Source organism: Ruegeria sp. F12 (assembly GCF_056533885.1).
The window spans coordinates 21,897-37,802 of record NZ_JBQFOV010000008.1 but is presented as its reverse complement, the minus strand read 5'-3'; the positions used below and the strand labels follow the sequence as shown (position 1 = coordinate 37,802).

Below are 15,906 nucleotides of genomic sequence, written 5' to 3'. Positions count from 1 at the left end.
GTCCCAGATGGACGATCAGAACAAGAATCTCATCCTCGCAACCGCGCTCAGCTTTCTCGTGATCCTCGTTTGGTTCGTGCTGTTCCCGCCGCCGGAACAAACGACGCTGCCCGATCAGGCCGAGATCAGCGCCATCGACGCGACCGAGGTTCAGACGCCCAGCGCGTCGGATGCAGGCACGACTGGCGAGGCAACAGCCGCAGCGGAAGAAACACTGCCTGATGCCGAAGCACCGCGCATTGCGATCGACACACCGCGCCTGGAAGGCAGCCTATCCCTGTCAGGTGGCCGCATCGATGAGCTATTCCTGAAGGACTACAAAGTCTCGATCGAAGAAGGCGCACCGATTGTGGAGCTACTGTCCCCGGTGGGATCGGAATCGGCCTATTATGCGTTGTACGGCTGGGCGCCTGGCGCAGGTGTTGCAGGCACCGATGTTCCGGGGCCCAATACGCTGTGGACGTTGGAAAGCGGTGAGACGTTGGGCGTCGACACGCCGGTCACTCTGAAATGGGATAATGGTAACGGCCTGACCTTCCGCCGGACCATCTCGGTGGACGAGAACTATATGTTCGACGTTACCCAATCGGTGGAAAACAACACGCAGGCCGAAGTGGGCATGGCCCCCTATGGCATCCTAGCCCGTCACGGGATCGGCGAAGATGGCGATCTGCCCGGTCTCAAGAACTTCTTCATCCTGCACGAGGGCGTCATGGTCATGGCCGATGGCGTGCTGGACGAGATCGACTATGGCGATGTCCGCGACTTTGACATCGACCCGAATGAACGTGCGCAGGCCGAGGTGTTTCAGGTCAAGGAAGGCGGCTGGGTTGGCTTCACCGATCACTACTGGATGACCACCCTGATCCCCGAAGAAGGATCGGCCTTCAAAGCCGCCGCCAAATACGATGCGCGCCGCAAGATTTACCAAACCGAAACCGTTCTTCCGACATTGTCTGTAGCCCCCGGCGCGACTGAAGAGGTTACGACCCGTCTGTTCGCGGGCGCCAAGGAATGGGAAACCATTCGCGAATACCAGGCTGAAGGCGTTCAGAAGTTCATCGACAGCATCGACTGGGGCTGGTTCTATTTCCTGACCAAGCCGATCTTCTGGCTGCTGCACAACATCAATGCGCTGATTGGCAACATGGGCTGGTCGATAATCGGCCTGACGTTGATCATTAAAGCCATCTTGTTCCCGCTGGCGTTCAAATCCTACGTCTCGATGGCGAAGATGAAGGAGCTGCAGCCGCAGATGGAGGCCCTGAAAGAGGCCGCAGGCGACGACCGCCAGAAGATGCAGCAAGGCATGATGGAGCTGTACAAGAAGGAAAAGGTAAACCCCGCCGCGGGCTGTTTGCCAATCCTGTTGCAGATCCCGATCTTCTTCTCGCTGTATAAGGTGATTTTCGTCACCATCGAACTGCGTCAGGCCCCATGGTTCGGCCCTTTCCAAGACCTGAGCGCGCCGGATCCGACCTCGATTATGAACCTGTTTGGTTTGTTGCCCTGGGCGGCGCCGCAACCTGAAAGCTTCATGGCGCTGATCTTCATCGGTATCCTGCCATTGCTTCTGGGTATCTCGATGTGGCTGCAACAGAAACTGAACCCGGCCCCAACTGACGCGACGCAGGCGATGATCTTCGCCTGGATGCCTTGGGTCTTCATGTTCATGCTGGGTGGGTTTGCCAGCGGTCTGGTCGTCTACTGGATTGCAAACAACACGATCACTTTCATGCAGCAATACCTGATCATGCGCAGCCAGGGCTATACACCGGATGTGTTCGGCAACATCAAATCAGGCTTCAAGCGCACGCCAAAAGCGGATGACAAATGACCGGTGAAGTAACCAGCCTCTGGCGGCATCCGATCAAAAGCCATGGCCGCGAGGCCGTCCAGACCGTCACTCTGAACCCCGGGCAGACCATGCCCGGGGATCGCGTTTGGGCAGTCGCGCATGAGGCGTCCAAGGCCGATGGGTCCGAATGGGTGCCGTGCCCAAATTTCAGTCGCGGGGCCAAGGCACCGTCACTGATGGCAATCTCGGCCCGGACCGACGGTGACATCGTCACCCTCACCCATCCCGATCGCCCCGAGCTGCGCTTTCAGCCGGACACGCAGCAGGATGTCTTTCTGGATTGGGTCAAACCGTTGATGCCTGTAGACCGCGCGGCCTCGACCCGGATTGTCCGAGTACCCGGGCGCGGCATGACCGACAGCGATTTCCCCTCGATCAGCCTGTGCAACATGGCCTCACATCGCGCGGTCGAGCAAAAGCTGGGGCAGGAGCTGTCCCCCATTCGCTGGCGCGGCAATATCTGGTTCGACGGCTTGCCCCTGTGGGAAGAATTTGACTGGCTGGGCCGCGACATTCAGATCGGTCAGGCCGTTCTGAATGTGCGTGAACGGATCACCCGTTGCCTTGCGACAACCGCGAACCCGGATACCGGGCAGCGCGACGCTGACACGCTGGCGGCCCTGAACACATGGGATCATCAGGATTTTGGCGTCTACGCCGAAGTGATCCAGGGCGGCGAGGTCAAGCCGGGCGACAAGGTTCAACCGCTATGACCACCCTGCCCTTTCCCCTAGCCGAAACACCGGATGAGTTCGCGCAAGAACGTGGCCGCAAACTTTTTGCGGGCGAATCCGAGTTCGTCAAAGGCGTGGTCGCCATGGACGGCCTGCCCGCACCCGACCGGCTCGAGGTGTGTTTCGCGGGTCGTTCGAACGTGGGCAAGTCTAGCCTGATTAACGCGCTAACCGGCACCAAAGGATTGGCGCGTGCCTCGAACACGCCGGGCCGCACGCAAGAGATCAACTTTTTCACCCAAGGCCCCGAGCTGTATCTGGTCGACCTGCCCGGTTATGGTTACGCCAACGCTCCGGTCAAGGTAGTCGAGAAATGGCAGCGGCTGCTGAAACAATACCTGAGCGGACGTCAAACGCTGCGTCGAGCCTTTGTCCTGATCGACTCGCGCCACGGGGTGAAACCGGTCGATGCCGAGATCATGAAGCTGCTGGATACCAGCGCCGTGACCTTTCAATGCGTGATGACCAAGGCCGACAAGGTCAAGGCCAAGGATCGCGATAAGGTGCTGGAGCAGGTGCGCGGCGCGCTGTCGAAACACCCTGCCGCCTTCCCGGAGATCGTGCTGACGTCGTCCGAAAAGGGTGACGGGATTCCAACCTTGCGTTCGATCATCGCTCATCTGGAATAGCTAACCTCTTGGCAGCACCGTGCAAAGGCCCTAACACGGAACGTCAGAGGGACCTAAGCCATGAAGACACGAGATATGAACCGGGACTGGATCGCCACCGCTGCCACTTTGAACAGCGCCTTGCCGTATCTGCAACGCTATGACGGGGCAATTGTCGTCATCAAGCTGGGCGGGCACGCCATGGGCAGTGATGAAGCGATGGAAAGCTTTGCCCGCGACGTGGTGCTGATGCGTCAGGTCGGGGTGAACCCGGTGATCGTCCATGGCGGTGGTCCGATGATCAACGCGATGCTGGATAAGCTGGACATCCAGTCCGAATTTGTCGGCGGCAAGCGTGTCACTGACAAACCGACCGTGGAAGTGGTCGAGATGGTCTTGTCCGGTCTCGTGAACAAGCGCATCGTGCAGGCGATCAACGGCCAGGGCGGCACTGCCGTGGGCCTGTCGGGCAAGGATGCCAACCTGATCATCTGCGAGCAGACAGACCCTTCATTGGGGTTCGTGGGCTCTCCGTCGCAGATGGACCCGAAAATCCTACATGATCTGTTTGCCCATGACGTGATTCCAGTGATCGCGCCGTTGGGCGCCGGGCGCGGGGGTGAGACATTCAACGTCAATGGCGACACCGCCGCCGGTGCGATCGCCTCGGCGCTGAAGGCGGACCGCTTGCTGCTCCTGACCGATGTCTCGGGCGTAAAGAATGCCGCCGGAGAGGTCGTGACCGAGTTGAAAGCCGGCCAGATCCGCGAAATGACCCTGGAAGGCACGATTGCGGGCGGCATGATCCCCAAGACCGAAACCGCGCTGGACGCGCTACACAGCGGCGTGCGAGCGGTGGTCATTCTGGACGGGCGCGCGCCAAACGCGGTACTACTGGAGCTGTTCACCGAGCATGGCGCCGGGTCATTGATCCGCCCTGACTGACCCAAAGAGCCAAAAAGAGATGACCGCACTTCCACCAGCCTCAGCCTATCGCACAGCGATCAGCTATGGCTGGGTGGGGCGCGTGGCGCATCAGGCAGGCCTGATCGTGATGGGCGCAACGCATCCCCGGATCAGCGAGGCCAAAGGACTGGACGGGGGCACTTTGGTTCTACTGGGCGCAGGCTCAGCCTTCTGGCCCGTTCTGAAAGCCGCACCGGAATGGCAGGAACCTGACCCGGTGGACCAATGGTCGACCCGTGTTATTGGCCAGATGGCGCGGGATTTGGGCGCTACCGCACATTTCCCGTTTGGTGGCACACCCTATGCACCGTTCATCGATTGGGCACTGAAATCGGGCCGCACGTTCAGCAGTCCGGTCGGCGCGCTGGTACATGATACCGTGGGCATGATGATCTCATATCGGGGTGCCCTGCATTTTGAGCAGGAATTTTACATACCCGAGGTCTCTGATCTCTCTCCCTGTACGAACTGCCCAGCCCCTTGTGTGACTTCCTGTCCGGTGGAGGCCCTAAACAGCCGCGAATTCTACAACGTGGCCGCATGCCATGACCACCTGTCCACCGTCGAAGGCCAGACCTGCATGACCGGCGGTTGTCAGGCGCGGCTGGCCTGCCCTCTGAGCGCCGGTGCAGGCCGCGACCCGGAACAATCCGCGCACCATATGCGGGCCTTTCACCCGTCATGAGCCTGACGCTGATCCTGACCCGGCATGCAAAATCCAGTTGGGGCAATCCAACGCTTGACGATCATGACCGTCCTTTGAACAAACGAGGCCGGAAGTCCGCCCAAGCGGTTGGTGCATGGTTGCAGCAGCACAACCTTGTCCCGGACGAGGTTCTCAGCTCGACCTCAGCCCGCACGCGCGAGACCTGGGACCGGATGGGGTTGCAAGCGGAAAAAATCTGCTTTCATCGCACGCTCTATCTGGCGGAGCCCGAAGAGATGTTGATCGAATTGTCCGGGGCGACCGAGCCCACGGTGCTGATGCTGGGCCACAATCCCGGTATTGCCGAATTTGCCAGCCGTATCGTACGACGCGCGCCGGATCATGCGCGGTTTCACGACTATCCCACAGGCGCCACAACGATCATCCGCTTTGGCATCACCGATTGGGCCGACATAGACTGGCACAGCGGGGGCGTTCAGGACTTCGCCATTCCGCGCGAACTGCTCGAATAGAAAAAGGCGAGGCCAAAGCCCCGCCCTTTCCCAAATTTCGAATGGATCAGTGGCCCAGAATCTGGCTGAGGAACAGCTTTGTCCGTTCGCTTTGCGGGTTGTTGAAGAACTCTTCGGGTTCGTTCTGTTCCACGATCTGGCCTGCGTCCATAAAGATCACACGGTTGGCGACCTGACGGGCAAAGCCCATCTCGTGCGTGACGCACAGCATGGTCATACCTTCCTCGGCCAGTTCGATCATGGTGTCTAGCACCTCTTTGATCATCTCGGGGTCCAGCGCCGAAGTGGGTTCATCGAACAACATGATCCGCGGCATCATGCAAAGCGAGCGCGCAATCGCCACACGCTGTTGCTGACCACCCGACAATTGACCGGGATACTTCAGCGCCTGATCGGGAATTTTCACCTTTTCCAGGAAATGCATTGCCCGCTCTTCGGCCTCTTTCTTGGGCGTCTTGCGCACCCAGATCGGGGCCAGCGTGCAGTTTTCCAGAATGGTCAGGTGTGGGAACAGGTTGAAGTGCTGGAACACCATGCCAACCTCGGACCGGATCTTGTCGATGTTCTTAAGGTCATTCGACAACTCGGTCCCGTCCACCACGATCGTGCCCTGCTGGTGTTCTTCCAGAGCATTCAGACAGCGGATCAGAGTGGATTTGCCCGAGCCCGACGGCCCCGCGATCACAATCCGCTCGCCCTGATTGACGGTCAGATTGATGTCGCGCAGCACGTGGAAAGACCCGTACCACTTGTTCATGCCGTTGATTTCGATGGCGACCTCGTCGCTCACCTGCATCTTCGAGCGGTCGATTTCGCGTTCTACTGCAAGTTCAGACATGTGTTGAACTCCTTAACGATGGTCCGTGGCAAGGCGACGCTCGAGCCACTGGGAATATTGAGAGATGCCGTAACAGACGACGAAGAACAGAAGCGCGGCAAAGCCCAGAAGCTCCCAATAGACGCCGTTCCATTCGGTCGACGCCAGGATGGGGCCCCGGATCATGCCCACCAGATCGAACATCGAAATGACCGAAACCAGTGTGGTGTCCTTGAACAGGCCAACGGCCACGTTCACGATACCAGGGATCGAGATCTTCAGTGCCTGCGGCAGGATGATCAGGCGCATCGCCTGCGGGTAATCCAAACCAAGGCTGTCTGCTGCCTCGTACTGCCCGCGTGGTAGAGCTGCCAGACCGCCACGGATAACCTCGGCGATATAAGCGGCCGAGAACATGGTGATCATGATCACAACGCGCAGGAACAGGTCGACCGTGCTGTCAGGCGGGAAAAAATAGGCCAGCATCACCGAAGCCACGAACAGCAGCGTGATCAGAGGCACACCACGGATGAATTCGATGAAGATGACACAGACCCACTTAATCAGCGGCATGGAAGATTGACGGCCCAGTGCGAGTGCAATCCCAAGCGGAACCGACAGTGACACGCAGGTCAGGCCCAGCATCATGTTCAGCATAAAGCCGCCCAGATCACGACTTGGAACAGCCGTGAGCATAGCCCCTTCGTTGGCGTCTTCCGGGATCAGCGCCCCGCCGATATTCCAGATAATTAGGGCCACCACAATCGCGCCGAAGAACCCGGCAGCGAAGCTGTTGCGGCCAAGCTTCTGAAACACTGCTCCTGCCGCTATAAAACCAACCAATGCCACGAGTGGAACAAGAATAGTGCCGCCCCAGATCAGCCAGAAAGCGATAAAGGGGTAGAGCGCCGTGAACACCAGCAGCTTGCGCGGCAGGTCAAAGAATAGGACCGGTGCCAGAGCCACCAACATCAATACGAATGCCAGATTCGGGCGCCAGTAGGCCTCGTCAGGGTATTTGAAACCGTAGATCAGTTGCGGCCAGCGTTCTGTAAGAACCGCGAAACAGGCCCCAGTCTTACCAGCCAGAATTTCACGGCATTCCGCCAGAGAATTGGCATTCCATACCCCGTTCATAATCCACGGCAACGTGTTTTTGAGCAGAACATAGATCAGAATCAAAGACAAAAGCGTCAGGATCGTGTTGGTCACGCCCGAGAACAGGTTCTCGCGCAGCCATTTGACGATCCCCGTCTGGTTCGCTGGTGGAGGAGAAGGAGGAATGGTGCCTTCAGCCACAAAAGCGATCGGATTTGTTGTTTGATCAGCCATGGCTCAGCGCTCCTTCAACTTGACGGATGCGTTGTAGACGTTCATCGCCATCGAGATCAGCAGCGAAGCCGTCAGATAGAACAGCATAAGCAGCAGAACACACTCAATCGCGCGGCCAGTCTGGTTCAGCGTGATACCCCCCAAAGTGGCGGTGATATCCGCATACCCCACGGCAATCGCCAGTGACGAGTTCTTGGTGATGTTCAAGTACTGTGAAATCAACGGCGGGATAATCACACGCAATGCCTGAGGCAGGATCACAAGATTCATGATCCGACCGGGGCGCAGGCCCAACGCAGCAGCAGCCTCAGTCTGGCCTTTGCTGATCGCCTGAATACCCGCGCGCACGTTTTCCGCGATGAAGGCGCCTGTATAGATCGACAAGGCGAACCAAAGTGCGATTAGAGGTCCACCGATCTTGATGCCACCGGAGAAGTTAAAACCCTTCAGCTCGGGCACATCCCAAGTCAGCCCCATCAGCACCATCAGCAACGCGACGGGCACTAGCCAGACACCCAGTTTGACAAGGCCGGTTTTGGGTCGTTGGCCGGTCTGTTCCTGTTGCAGGGTTGCACGCTTCTCAACCTCGCGCGAGGCGAACCACGATCCAATCAATACAGCAATCACCAGCAACCAATTCAGAAAAGCTGCACTGAAAAAACCGCTGGAGAAATGAGGCCCGGGGATATAAACGCCGCGGTTGGTAAAGGCGAACAAGTCAAACAGCATACTTGATGTCGGGTTGTCACCTCGGAAGGCGCGCGGACCCGGCAGCACAGCCGTCATGATCGTAAAGATGATGATGATCCAGATCAGCACAGGAATATTCCGGAAGATCTCGACGTAGACCGCCATTAGCTTTGAGACGAGCCAGTTGTTCGACAGACGCAAGACCCCAGCGATCACTCCAAAGACAGTGGCGGTGATACACGCAAGAAACGCCACCAGCAGAGTGTTCAGAATGCCCACAACAGCCGCACGTCCATGCGAGGACTGGCTGTCATATTCGATCAAACGCTGGTTGATGTCGTATCCGGACGGATCGCCCAGAAAAGTATAGGAAATGTTCAGGCCTGCGGCCCGCAGGTTCTGGATCAGGTTATTGCCCAGATACCAAATGGAAAGCGCAATAGCGATGGCCGCGATCACTTGAAATGTCAGCGAGCGATAGCGGGTATCGTTTATGAGCATAGACAACCGAAAGTCAGCTTTCGGCGGGTCGGTCATAGTCGACATATTTTGGATCCCCGTAGTCTGCGGATTCTTCTTTTCCGGCAGGGTTCTCCCCGCTCATGAGCTGTCCGCAGCAATTTGATGAGAAAAGGGCGCAGGTTCCCCCGCGCCCTTTTCCTTAGGATTTAGCGGAACGGCGGCGAGTACAGCAGGCCGCCATCGGTCCACTGCGCGTTCAGGCCGCGTGCCAGACCGATCGGAGTTTCTTCGCCGATGTTCTTGGCAAAGACTTCACCATAGTTGCCGCCCGATTTGATCGCGCGCATCGCCCACTGAGCGTCGAGGCCCAGCATCTCACCCAGAGTGCCTTCGCTGCCCAGCAGACGGTTCACTTCGGGGTTGTTGGTGCCAGCGGCCATCTCGTCGATGTTTGCCGAGGTCACGCCCAGCTCTTCAGCCGAGACCAGCGCGTTCAGAGTCCAGCGGACAACGTCGCCCCACTCGTGATCGCCGTGACGGACCAGCGGGCCCAGAGGCTCTTTCGAGATGATTTCGGGCAGAAGGACATGCGCCGCCGGATCTTCGAACGTGGCGCGGGTTGCGGCCAGGCCCGATGCGTCGGTGGTGTAGACGTCACATGCGCCAGCCAAGTACTGCTGCTGCGCTTCGGCGTTGGTTTCGATCGGAACCGGCTCGTAGCTGATGTTGTTCGAGCGGAAGAAGTCCGCCAGGTTCAGCTCTGTCGTGGTGCCGGTCTGGATGCAGACGGTTGCGCCGTCCAGTTCCTTGGCCGAGCTGACGCCCAGCGCCTTGGGAACCATAAAGCCCTGACCGTCATAGTAGTTCACGCCCACGAATTCGAATTTCAGGTCGACGTCGCGGCTGAAGGTCCAGGTGGTGTTACGGGCCAGCATGTCGATCTCGCCCGAGGCCAGCGCGGTGAAACGCGTCTTGCCAGTGGTCGGAACGAATTCTACGGCGCTTGCATCGCCCAGAACGGCAGCAGCGACCGCGCGGCACAGCGAGACGTCAAAGCCTTGCCATTCGCCATTCGCGTCTGGTGCAGCAAAGCCAACCAGACCGGTGGTCACACCGCAGTTCAGCTTACCGCGCGCTTTGACATCATCGACAGTCCCCGCTGCCGCTGCGCCTGCAGCCAGGCCGGCAACGGTTGCCACGCCCAAGATTACGGATTTTTTCATTTTTACCTCTTCCTGATTTTCCGCCTCTGTCCAGAGACGGCTCTGTCCGGCACCTTTGGCACCAGAAAGGTTTCCCCAAAGGTGTCTCCCCTTTAGTGCGCCCGAGTTTGGTCGCATTCATAAACAAACGTCAAGGGTCGGATCAGTGAAAACGATGGATCATCTTCCAGATGTCCGCAGTAACGGCAAAAATTCCAGCATAAGGGCTCAAACCGAGAGGTCAAAGAACCGCTTGGCGTGTAGGAAAGCGGCCCTTTTGACCTCGGACGCGGCGTGGGCCTCGTCGTCGTGACCCCATTGTTCGATTTGCCACAACTCGTCCAATCGAGAGGCTTGCCAGATCTCCTCGGCAGGGCGCCAATCTGCGGTGGCAGCAAATCCAAGCACCAGTGAACCAGACAGGCTGACCAGATCGTGGAAGGCGGCCAACTGGAAGTCGCTGAAACCATGGACACGTTGGCGCAGGCCCAACAAAGCTTGCGGGTCCTGGGGTTGATGCAAAACCCCCGCGACCGGCAGCAGGCGCGCGGCAAGCGTCTCGGCCGCCCAATCAAGGGCGGGGTCCCACTGATCCGCCTGCCGCTGCTGCAACTCTTGCGGGTGCGTGGCGCGGTAGCACAGCAGATCCGAATCGCCGTAGTCGGCCAGCATATCTGCAACCTCGGCGTGCTGATGCCGGACCTTGTCGATGGCTGCATTGGCCGAGCGGGTGAAGGGCATGGTGGTCGGGTCGACCTCTTTTTCCTGCGCGTCCCACTCGGTGGCGATTTCATGAGCCATGGCCTGTGTCGGCACGACCAACCCCGCCTTGGCCGGGGTTTTCACACGTCGGCCGTCCAGCTCGACGGTAAAGCCGCCTTCGGTCTCAACCACTGCGCTTTGGGTCCAGAATCGTTTCGGTTTCCAATCGCTCATCGTTTCAGGTCCAAATTTGATCCAGCGCGCCGGGCAACTGGTCGAAGGTTTCGATGATAGAGGTTGCTTCCTCTAACGCGGGCCGCGCGTGATAACCCCATGTGACGCCGACGCTGCGCACACCGGCAGCCGCGGCCATGTCCATGTCAAACCGGGTGTCGCCGATCATCACGGTATCGGCAGCCTCAACCCCCGTCTCAGCCCGCGCGGTGTCAATCATCGACGGGTGCGGTTTTGAAGGGTGATGATCCGCCACCTGCCGCGTCACGAAATAGCCCTGCAGCCCGTGCCCTTCGATCAACGCATCCAATCCGCGCTGAGATTTGCCGGTCGCCACGCCCAGCAGCACCTCGGGGATGGCGTGCAACGCCTCAATCACCTCGCGGGCACCGGGATAGAGCGGCGATCCCGCCATACCCTGTTCCAACCGATGTGCGTGATAGGCCTGTTTATACCCCTCGACCAGCCGCACCTGATCTGCATCCGAATGCTGCGGTGCAAGCTGCGCCATCGCCTTGGGCAAGGACAGGCCAACAATGGACAGGATCGCCGTGCGATCCGGCACCGGCAAGGACAGCGCGTTGAAACTGGCGGTCATAGCAGCAACGATACTGCCCTGACTGTCGACCAGAGTGCCGTCCACGTCGAACAGAACCAGACGCAGCGGTGCGCTCATTGCAGTTCCTCGAACGGGTCGTCGGCGGCCAAATCCTCGGTCCAGCCGAAGGTGTCCCAGCTGTGTTTCATGTGATCCGGCAAGGGGGCCTTCACGGTGATCGTCTTGCGCGTCACCGGGTGTTCGAACGATGCCTGCCGCGCATGCAGGTGCAGCTTTTTGCTGATGATCCCGCCCAACTGCGCACCCCAGCCATCGCCAAGGTTTTCCTGACCCGAGCCGCCATATTTGCCGTCACCGATGATCGGATGACCAATCGCCGCCATATGCGCCCGAAGCTGATGCGTGCGGCCGGTGATCGGCTCCATCGCGACCCAGGCCGCGCGCCCGGCCACACGGTAAAGCGTGGCATAATGCGTATGCGCCCGTTTCGCGCCGGGGGTTTCGTTGATCTCGTTCAGATGAACGGGGATCATTTTCTCACCCTCGCCGTGCTTGCCGTGACCTGCGGCCTTGACCAAACCGGTCTTGATCTCACCCAGATAAGGGGTCGGCACACCGGCCACCAAAGCCCAATAGATCTTGCGCGTGTCACGGTGACGGAAAGCGGCGGTCAGGCCCTTGGCGGCTTCGCGCGTGCGGGCCAGCAGCAGAACGCCGGATGTGTCCTTGTCCAGACGATGCACAAGGCGCGGGTTCTCGTCATAGCCAAAGCGCAGCGCTTCGGACAGGCTGTCCACGTGGCGGGTCTGACCGCTGCCGCCCTGCACCGGCAGGCCGTGCGGTTTATTCAGCGCCAGCACGTGATCGTCGCGATAGATCACGCAGGACTGGATCATCTTGGCATCGGCATCCGAAATCCGCCGCTTGACCTCAGCCGGTTTGTGATCTGCGTCGGGCAGAGGTGGCACGCGCACGACCTGCCCGACCTCAAGCCGGGTCGCGGCTTTCACCCGCCCGCCATCCACGCGCAATTCACCCTTACGGCACATCTTTTCGATGCGGCCCTGGCTGACATGCGGAAATAGACGGCGCAGCCAACGGTCAATCCGCTGGTCGCCATCGCCTTCTGCCACGGTGATCATTTGTACGCCACTCATACCGATATCCCCTTCACGCGGCGGGTCCGTGCGGATTGCATGCCATTCAGTGCCATTGAAAACATGCGCGTCTGTGGCGTGCCTTACCGGCAGAGTCAACCGTTGCGTTGCGCCCGCAGCTTGGCGAAATAGTCCAACCGTTTTTTCAACTCGCGCTCGAACCCGCGTTCGACCGGTTGATACAGCTCAGGCCTGTCCATCCCGTCGGGAAAATAGTTCTGGCCGGAAAACCCATCCTCGGCATCATGGTCATAGGCATAGCCCGCGCCATAGCCCTGATCCTTCATGAGCGAGGTCGGCGCGTTCAGGATATGCTTGGGCGGCGGTTCACTGCCGGATTGCTTGGCCAGCCGCATCGCCTCCTTATATCCCACATAGGCCCCGTTCGATTTGGGGGCGAGCGCCAGATAGACCAGCGCCTGCGCCAGCGCCAACTCGCCCTCGGGGCTGCCAAGGCGTTCATAGGTCTGCCACGATTGCAGACAGATCGCCTGTGCCTGCGGATCGGCCAGCCCGATATCCTCGACCGCCATGCGCGTGATGCGTCGCGCCAAATAGCGTGGGTCTTCACCCCCGTTCAGCATCCGCGCGAACCAGTACAGCGCCGCGTCTGGGTCCGACCCGCGCACCGATTTATGCAGAGCCGAGATTAGGTTGTAGTGTTCATCCCCCGACTTGTCGTATTTCGCCGCCCGCCGCATCAGACGGGTCGACAGCGCATCCGGGTCAAGCGGCGCGTCGACCTTCCACGCCGCAATCTGTTCGATGAGGTTCAGCAGCGCGCGCCCGTCGCCATCGGCCATTTCCTGTAGTGCCTCGCGTGCGGCGCTGGTCAGGGGCAGCGCCGTGCCCAGTTCCTTTTCGGCACGCTGGGTCAGACGTTCCAGATCGGCCAGATCAAGGCGTTCCAGCACTAACACCTGCGCGCGGCTCAGCACAGCGGCGTTCAACTCGAACGAGGGGTTCTCGGTCGTCGCCCCCACCAGCAGGATCGTGCCGTCTTCCATATACGGCAAAAACCCGTCCTGCTGGGCCTTGTTGAACCGATGGATCTCATCCACGAACAGCAGCGTACCCTGCCCGTTCTGGTGGCGGATCTTCGCGGCCTCGAAGACCTTACGCAAATCGGGAACACCAGAGAAAATCGCGCTGATCTGCACGAAATGAAGGTCGGTTTCCTGCGCCAAGAGGCGTGCAATGGTCGTTTTGCCCACGCCCGGCGGCCCCCAAAAGATCAGGCTGGACAGGCTGCCCGAGGCCAGCATGACACCCAACGGAGCATCCGGTCCCAGGACCTGCTCCTGCCCGATCACATCCGCCAACCTTTGGGGGCGCAAACGGTCGGCCAACGGACGATGCGCTGACGGGGCTGGTTGCGCCGCGCCGGTACCGAACAGATCACTCACAAGCGGAACCTTACCGAAACCGAACGCCCCCTGCGCGACACATCCAGCTGCAATCTGCGCCCCGGATCGGTCAGCGCCTGAACCACATCATCAGGGTGGTCAATTGAGACCCCATTGATGCTGTTGACTACGTCACCAACACGCAGACCCGAGCGCCCGCCATAGCGCCCCGGATCGGTGACGACCACGCCGGTCTGCGACAAGATCAACCCCATCCGTGCAATGACAGCCGGGTTGATCCGCGCTACTTTCAACCCTGGCATAACCGTCTGGTTGTCCAGTATTGCATCGTCCGATGGCGGAACCTCGGGCGCTTTGATCAGGGCGATCTCGACCTCTTCCCGAACTTCGCCCCGCAACAGCGTCAGGACCGAGCTGCCGCCCACACCCGCGACAGACATGCGAAACTTCATTTCAGCGGGTGAGTTCACCTCGTCCCCATCCACATGCGTCACCACGTCGCCAACCCGCAACCCGGCTTCGCCCAAAGGACTGAGCGGATGCAGATCGGACACCACGACGCCCTGCGGAATTACAAGACCCAGAGACTCGGCGATGTCCGCACTCATGTGCTGGCCCGCCATCCCGGCCCATGGGCTTATGAAACTGTTGTTTCCAGCCTGAGCCTGACGCAGGAATTCCGCAACCAAATTGGCCGGTATCGCAAAGCCGATTCCGTTCGACCCGCCCGAACGCGTCAGGATCGCGGTGTTGATGCCGATCAGATCACCGTTCACGTCAATCAATGCCCCGCCGGAATTGCCCGGATTGATCGCTGCATCGGTCTGGATGAAATAGCCCCGCGCATTACCGGTTGCCGTGCCCGTACGCGCCAACCCCGAGATAATCCCAGACGACACCGTTTGTCCGACGCCAAACGGGTTGCCAATTGCCAGCGCCAGTTCACCAACCTCAACCTGATCGGAATCGCGCAGAGGCAGATAAGGCAACGCCTCGGCCTCATCCAAACGCAGAATGGCGATATCACTTTCCTTGTCGCCCAGCACCACCTGCGCGGAATACTCGCGACGATCGGTCGTGACCACCCGGATCTCAGTTGCCTTGCCGACAACGTGGAAGTTCGACACCACATACCCGTCTGCAGTCAGGATCACCCCCGACCCCAGCGAGTTCTGAACCCTTGGGCGCGGCTCGGCAAAACCGCGGCCGAAAAAGTCCTGAAAGAACGGGTCCGAAAACAGAGTGTTCCCCCGCCCTTCCCGCACGATCTTGGCATAGATATTCACCACCGCCGGTGCCGCTTGCTTCACCACCGGCGCAAAGCCGAGACTGATTTCGGCCTGAGAGGTCGGCACTTTGGTTTCAGCGTGGCTGTGGGATGCAAGACTCAATAGCATCAGGGTCAGTAAGACGCGGATCATGAGACCTCCGGGATTTGGATCGCCCCAGATATGCGGACCCGCGCAGCCGAATGCAAGTCAGCGATGCCGCAAAAGAAAAACCTCCGCCCGACGTGGGGCGGAGGTTTCTAATCAGCCAGACGGCGCGATCTTATTCTTCGTCAGCGGCTTCTTCGGCGGCAACGCGGGCCTTGTCGGCTGCGCCTTTGGCGTCGACGTCACGATCAACGAATTCGATGATCGCCATCGGCGCCATGTCGCCATAGCGGAAGCCTGCTTTCAGGATGCGGACATAACCGCCCTGACGCTCGGCGTAGCGGGGGCCCAGAACTTCGAACAGCTTGGCGACGTCTTTGTCTTCTTTCAGCTGTGCTGCGGCCTGACGGCGGGCGTGCAGGTCGCCGCGCTTGCCCAGAGTGACCAGCTTTTCGATGATCGGGCGCAGTTCTTTTGCCTTGGGCAGAGTTGTCTTGATTTGCTCATGTTCGATGAGCGAGCCAGCCATGTTTGCAAACAGAGCCTTACGGTGCTCATGAGTACGGTTCAGGCGGCGGTAACCACGTGCGTGACGCATTTTCTAGTTCCTTCTTTCGCGTTGTGCTTTGTCTGGCCGGCGATGCGTGTCACCGGCTCTCCTTG

At 59.6% G+C, this 15,906-nt stretch carries 16 protein-coding genes; 6 read left to right on the top strand and 10 right to left on the bottom strand.

Annotated features, from left to right (window positions below):
* The first annotated feature begins 7 nt into the window (after window positions 1–7).
* From yidC to ACR0CA_RS12305, 6 genes are read left to right on the top strand one after another with little or no spacing between them, the layout of a single operon-like run.
* Window positions 8–1,837, top strand: coding sequence for a membrane protein insertase YidC (gene yidC / locus ACR0CA_RS12330; RefSeq protein ID WP_480899279.1), 1,830 nt, complete (start codon window positions 8–10; stop codon window positions 1,835–1,837).
* Window positions 1,834–2,571 carry an MOSC domain-containing protein gene (locus ACR0CA_RS12325; protein WP_170773653.1) on the top strand — a complete coding sequence of 246 codons (738 nt, stop codon included), beginning with the start codon at window positions 1,834–1,836 and terminating at the stop codon, window positions 2,569–2,571. Before yidC ends, ACR0CA_RS12325 begins: the two co-directional genes overlap by 4 nt.
* Window positions 2,568–3,221, top strand: coding sequence for a ribosome biogenesis GTP-binding protein YihA/YsxC (yihA, locus tag ACR0CA_RS12320; protein ID WP_480899275.1), 654 nt, complete (start codon window positions 2,568–2,570; stop codon window positions 3,219–3,221). Before ACR0CA_RS12325 ends, yihA begins: the two co-directional genes overlap by 4 nt.
* A gap of 60 nt (window positions 3,222–3,281) precedes the next feature.
* Window positions 3,282–4,145 carry an acetylglutamate kinase gene (argB, locus tag ACR0CA_RS12315; protein ID WP_170773651.1) on the top strand — a complete coding sequence of 288 codons (864 nt, stop codon included), beginning with the start codon at window positions 3,282–3,284 and terminating at the stop codon, window positions 4,143–4,145.
* 19 nt (window positions 4,146–4,164) lie between these two features.
* Entirely contained in the window at window positions 4,165–4,851 is a 687-nt protein-coding gene (locus tag ACR0CA_RS12310; RefSeq protein ID WP_480899273.1) for a ferredoxin, read from the top strand.
* Entirely contained in the window at window positions 4,848–5,345 is a 498-nt protein-coding gene (locus tag ACR0CA_RS12305; RefSeq protein WP_480899271.1) for a SixA phosphatase family protein, read from the top strand. Before ACR0CA_RS12310 ends, ACR0CA_RS12305 begins: the two co-directional genes overlap by 4 nt.
* A 46-nt stretch (window positions 5,346–5,391) precedes the next feature.
* On the opposite strand, the gene ACR0CA_RS12300 is transcribed toward ACR0CA_RS12305, so the two are convergent.
* The 10 genes from ACR0CA_RS12300 to rplQ all read right to left on the bottom strand — a co-directional run bounded on the left by ACR0CA_RS12300 (window position 5,392) and on the right by rplQ (window position 15,841).
* Window positions 5,392–6,183, bottom strand: coding sequence for an amino acid ABC transporter ATP-binding protein (locus ACR0CA_RS12300; RefSeq protein WP_269149813.1), 792 nt, complete (start codon window positions 6,181–6,183; stop codon window positions 5,392–5,394).
* Between the two features lie 12 nt (window positions 6,184–6,195).
* On the bottom strand, window positions 6,196–7,494 hold the full coding sequence (locus ACR0CA_RS12295) for an amino acid ABC transporter permease (RefSeq protein ID WP_480505969.1): 1,299 nt from the start codon (window positions 7,492–7,494) through the stop codon (window positions 6,196–6,198).
* A gap of 3 nt (window positions 7,495–7,497) precedes the next feature.
* Window positions 7,498–8,730, bottom strand: a complete 1,233-nt coding sequence (locus tag ACR0CA_RS12290; protein ID WP_170773647.1) for an amino acid ABC transporter permease — start codon at window positions 8,728–8,730, stop codon at window positions 7,498–7,500.
* Between the two features lie 122 nt (window positions 8,731–8,852).
* The gene (locus ACR0CA_RS12285; protein ID WP_170773646.1) at window positions 8,853–9,869 is read right to left on the bottom strand and encodes an amino acid ABC transporter substrate-binding protein; all 1,017 of its coding nucleotides are present in this window, start codon (window positions 9,867–9,869) and stop codon (window positions 8,853–8,855) included.
* Between the two features lie 207 nt (window positions 9,870–10,076).
* Window positions 10,077–10,784 carry an ATP12 family chaperone protein gene (locus ACR0CA_RS12280; RefSeq protein WP_480877409.1) on the bottom strand — a complete coding sequence of 236 codons (708 nt, stop codon included), beginning with the start codon at window positions 10,782–10,784 and terminating at the stop codon, window positions 10,077–10,079.
* A 4-nt stretch (window positions 10,785–10,788) separates the two neighbouring features.
* A complete protein-coding gene (locus ACR0CA_RS12275; RefSeq protein WP_480899268.1) occupies window positions 10,789–11,460 on the bottom strand; it encodes an HAD-IA family hydrolase in 672 nt (223 codons plus the stop codon).
* A complete protein-coding gene (locus ACR0CA_RS12270; RefSeq protein ID WP_480899267.1) occupies window positions 11,457–12,500 on the bottom strand; it encodes an RluA family pseudouridine synthase in 1,044 nt (347 codons plus the stop codon). Before ACR0CA_RS12270 ends, ACR0CA_RS12275 begins: the two co-directional genes overlap by 4 nt.
* Window positions 12,501–12,595: 95 nt before the next feature.
* A complete protein-coding gene (locus ACR0CA_RS12265; protein ID WP_480899265.1) occupies window positions 12,596–13,906 on the bottom strand; it encodes a replication-associated recombination protein A in 1,311 nt (436 codons plus the stop codon).
* The gene (locus tag ACR0CA_RS12260) at window positions 13,903–15,288 is read right to left on the bottom strand and encodes a trypsin-like peptidase domain-containing protein (RefSeq protein ID WP_480899263.1); all 1,386 of its coding nucleotides are present in this window, start codon (window positions 15,286–15,288) and stop codon (window positions 13,903–13,905) included. Before ACR0CA_RS12260 ends, ACR0CA_RS12265 begins: the two co-directional genes overlap by 4 nt.
* Before the next feature lie 130 nt (window positions 15,289–15,418).
* A complete protein-coding gene (gene rplQ / locus ACR0CA_RS12255) occupies window positions 15,419–15,841 on the bottom strand; it encodes a 50S ribosomal protein L17 (RefSeq protein WP_039538314.1) in 423 nt (140 codons plus the stop codon).
* Window positions 15,842–15,906 lie beyond the last annotated feature (65 nt).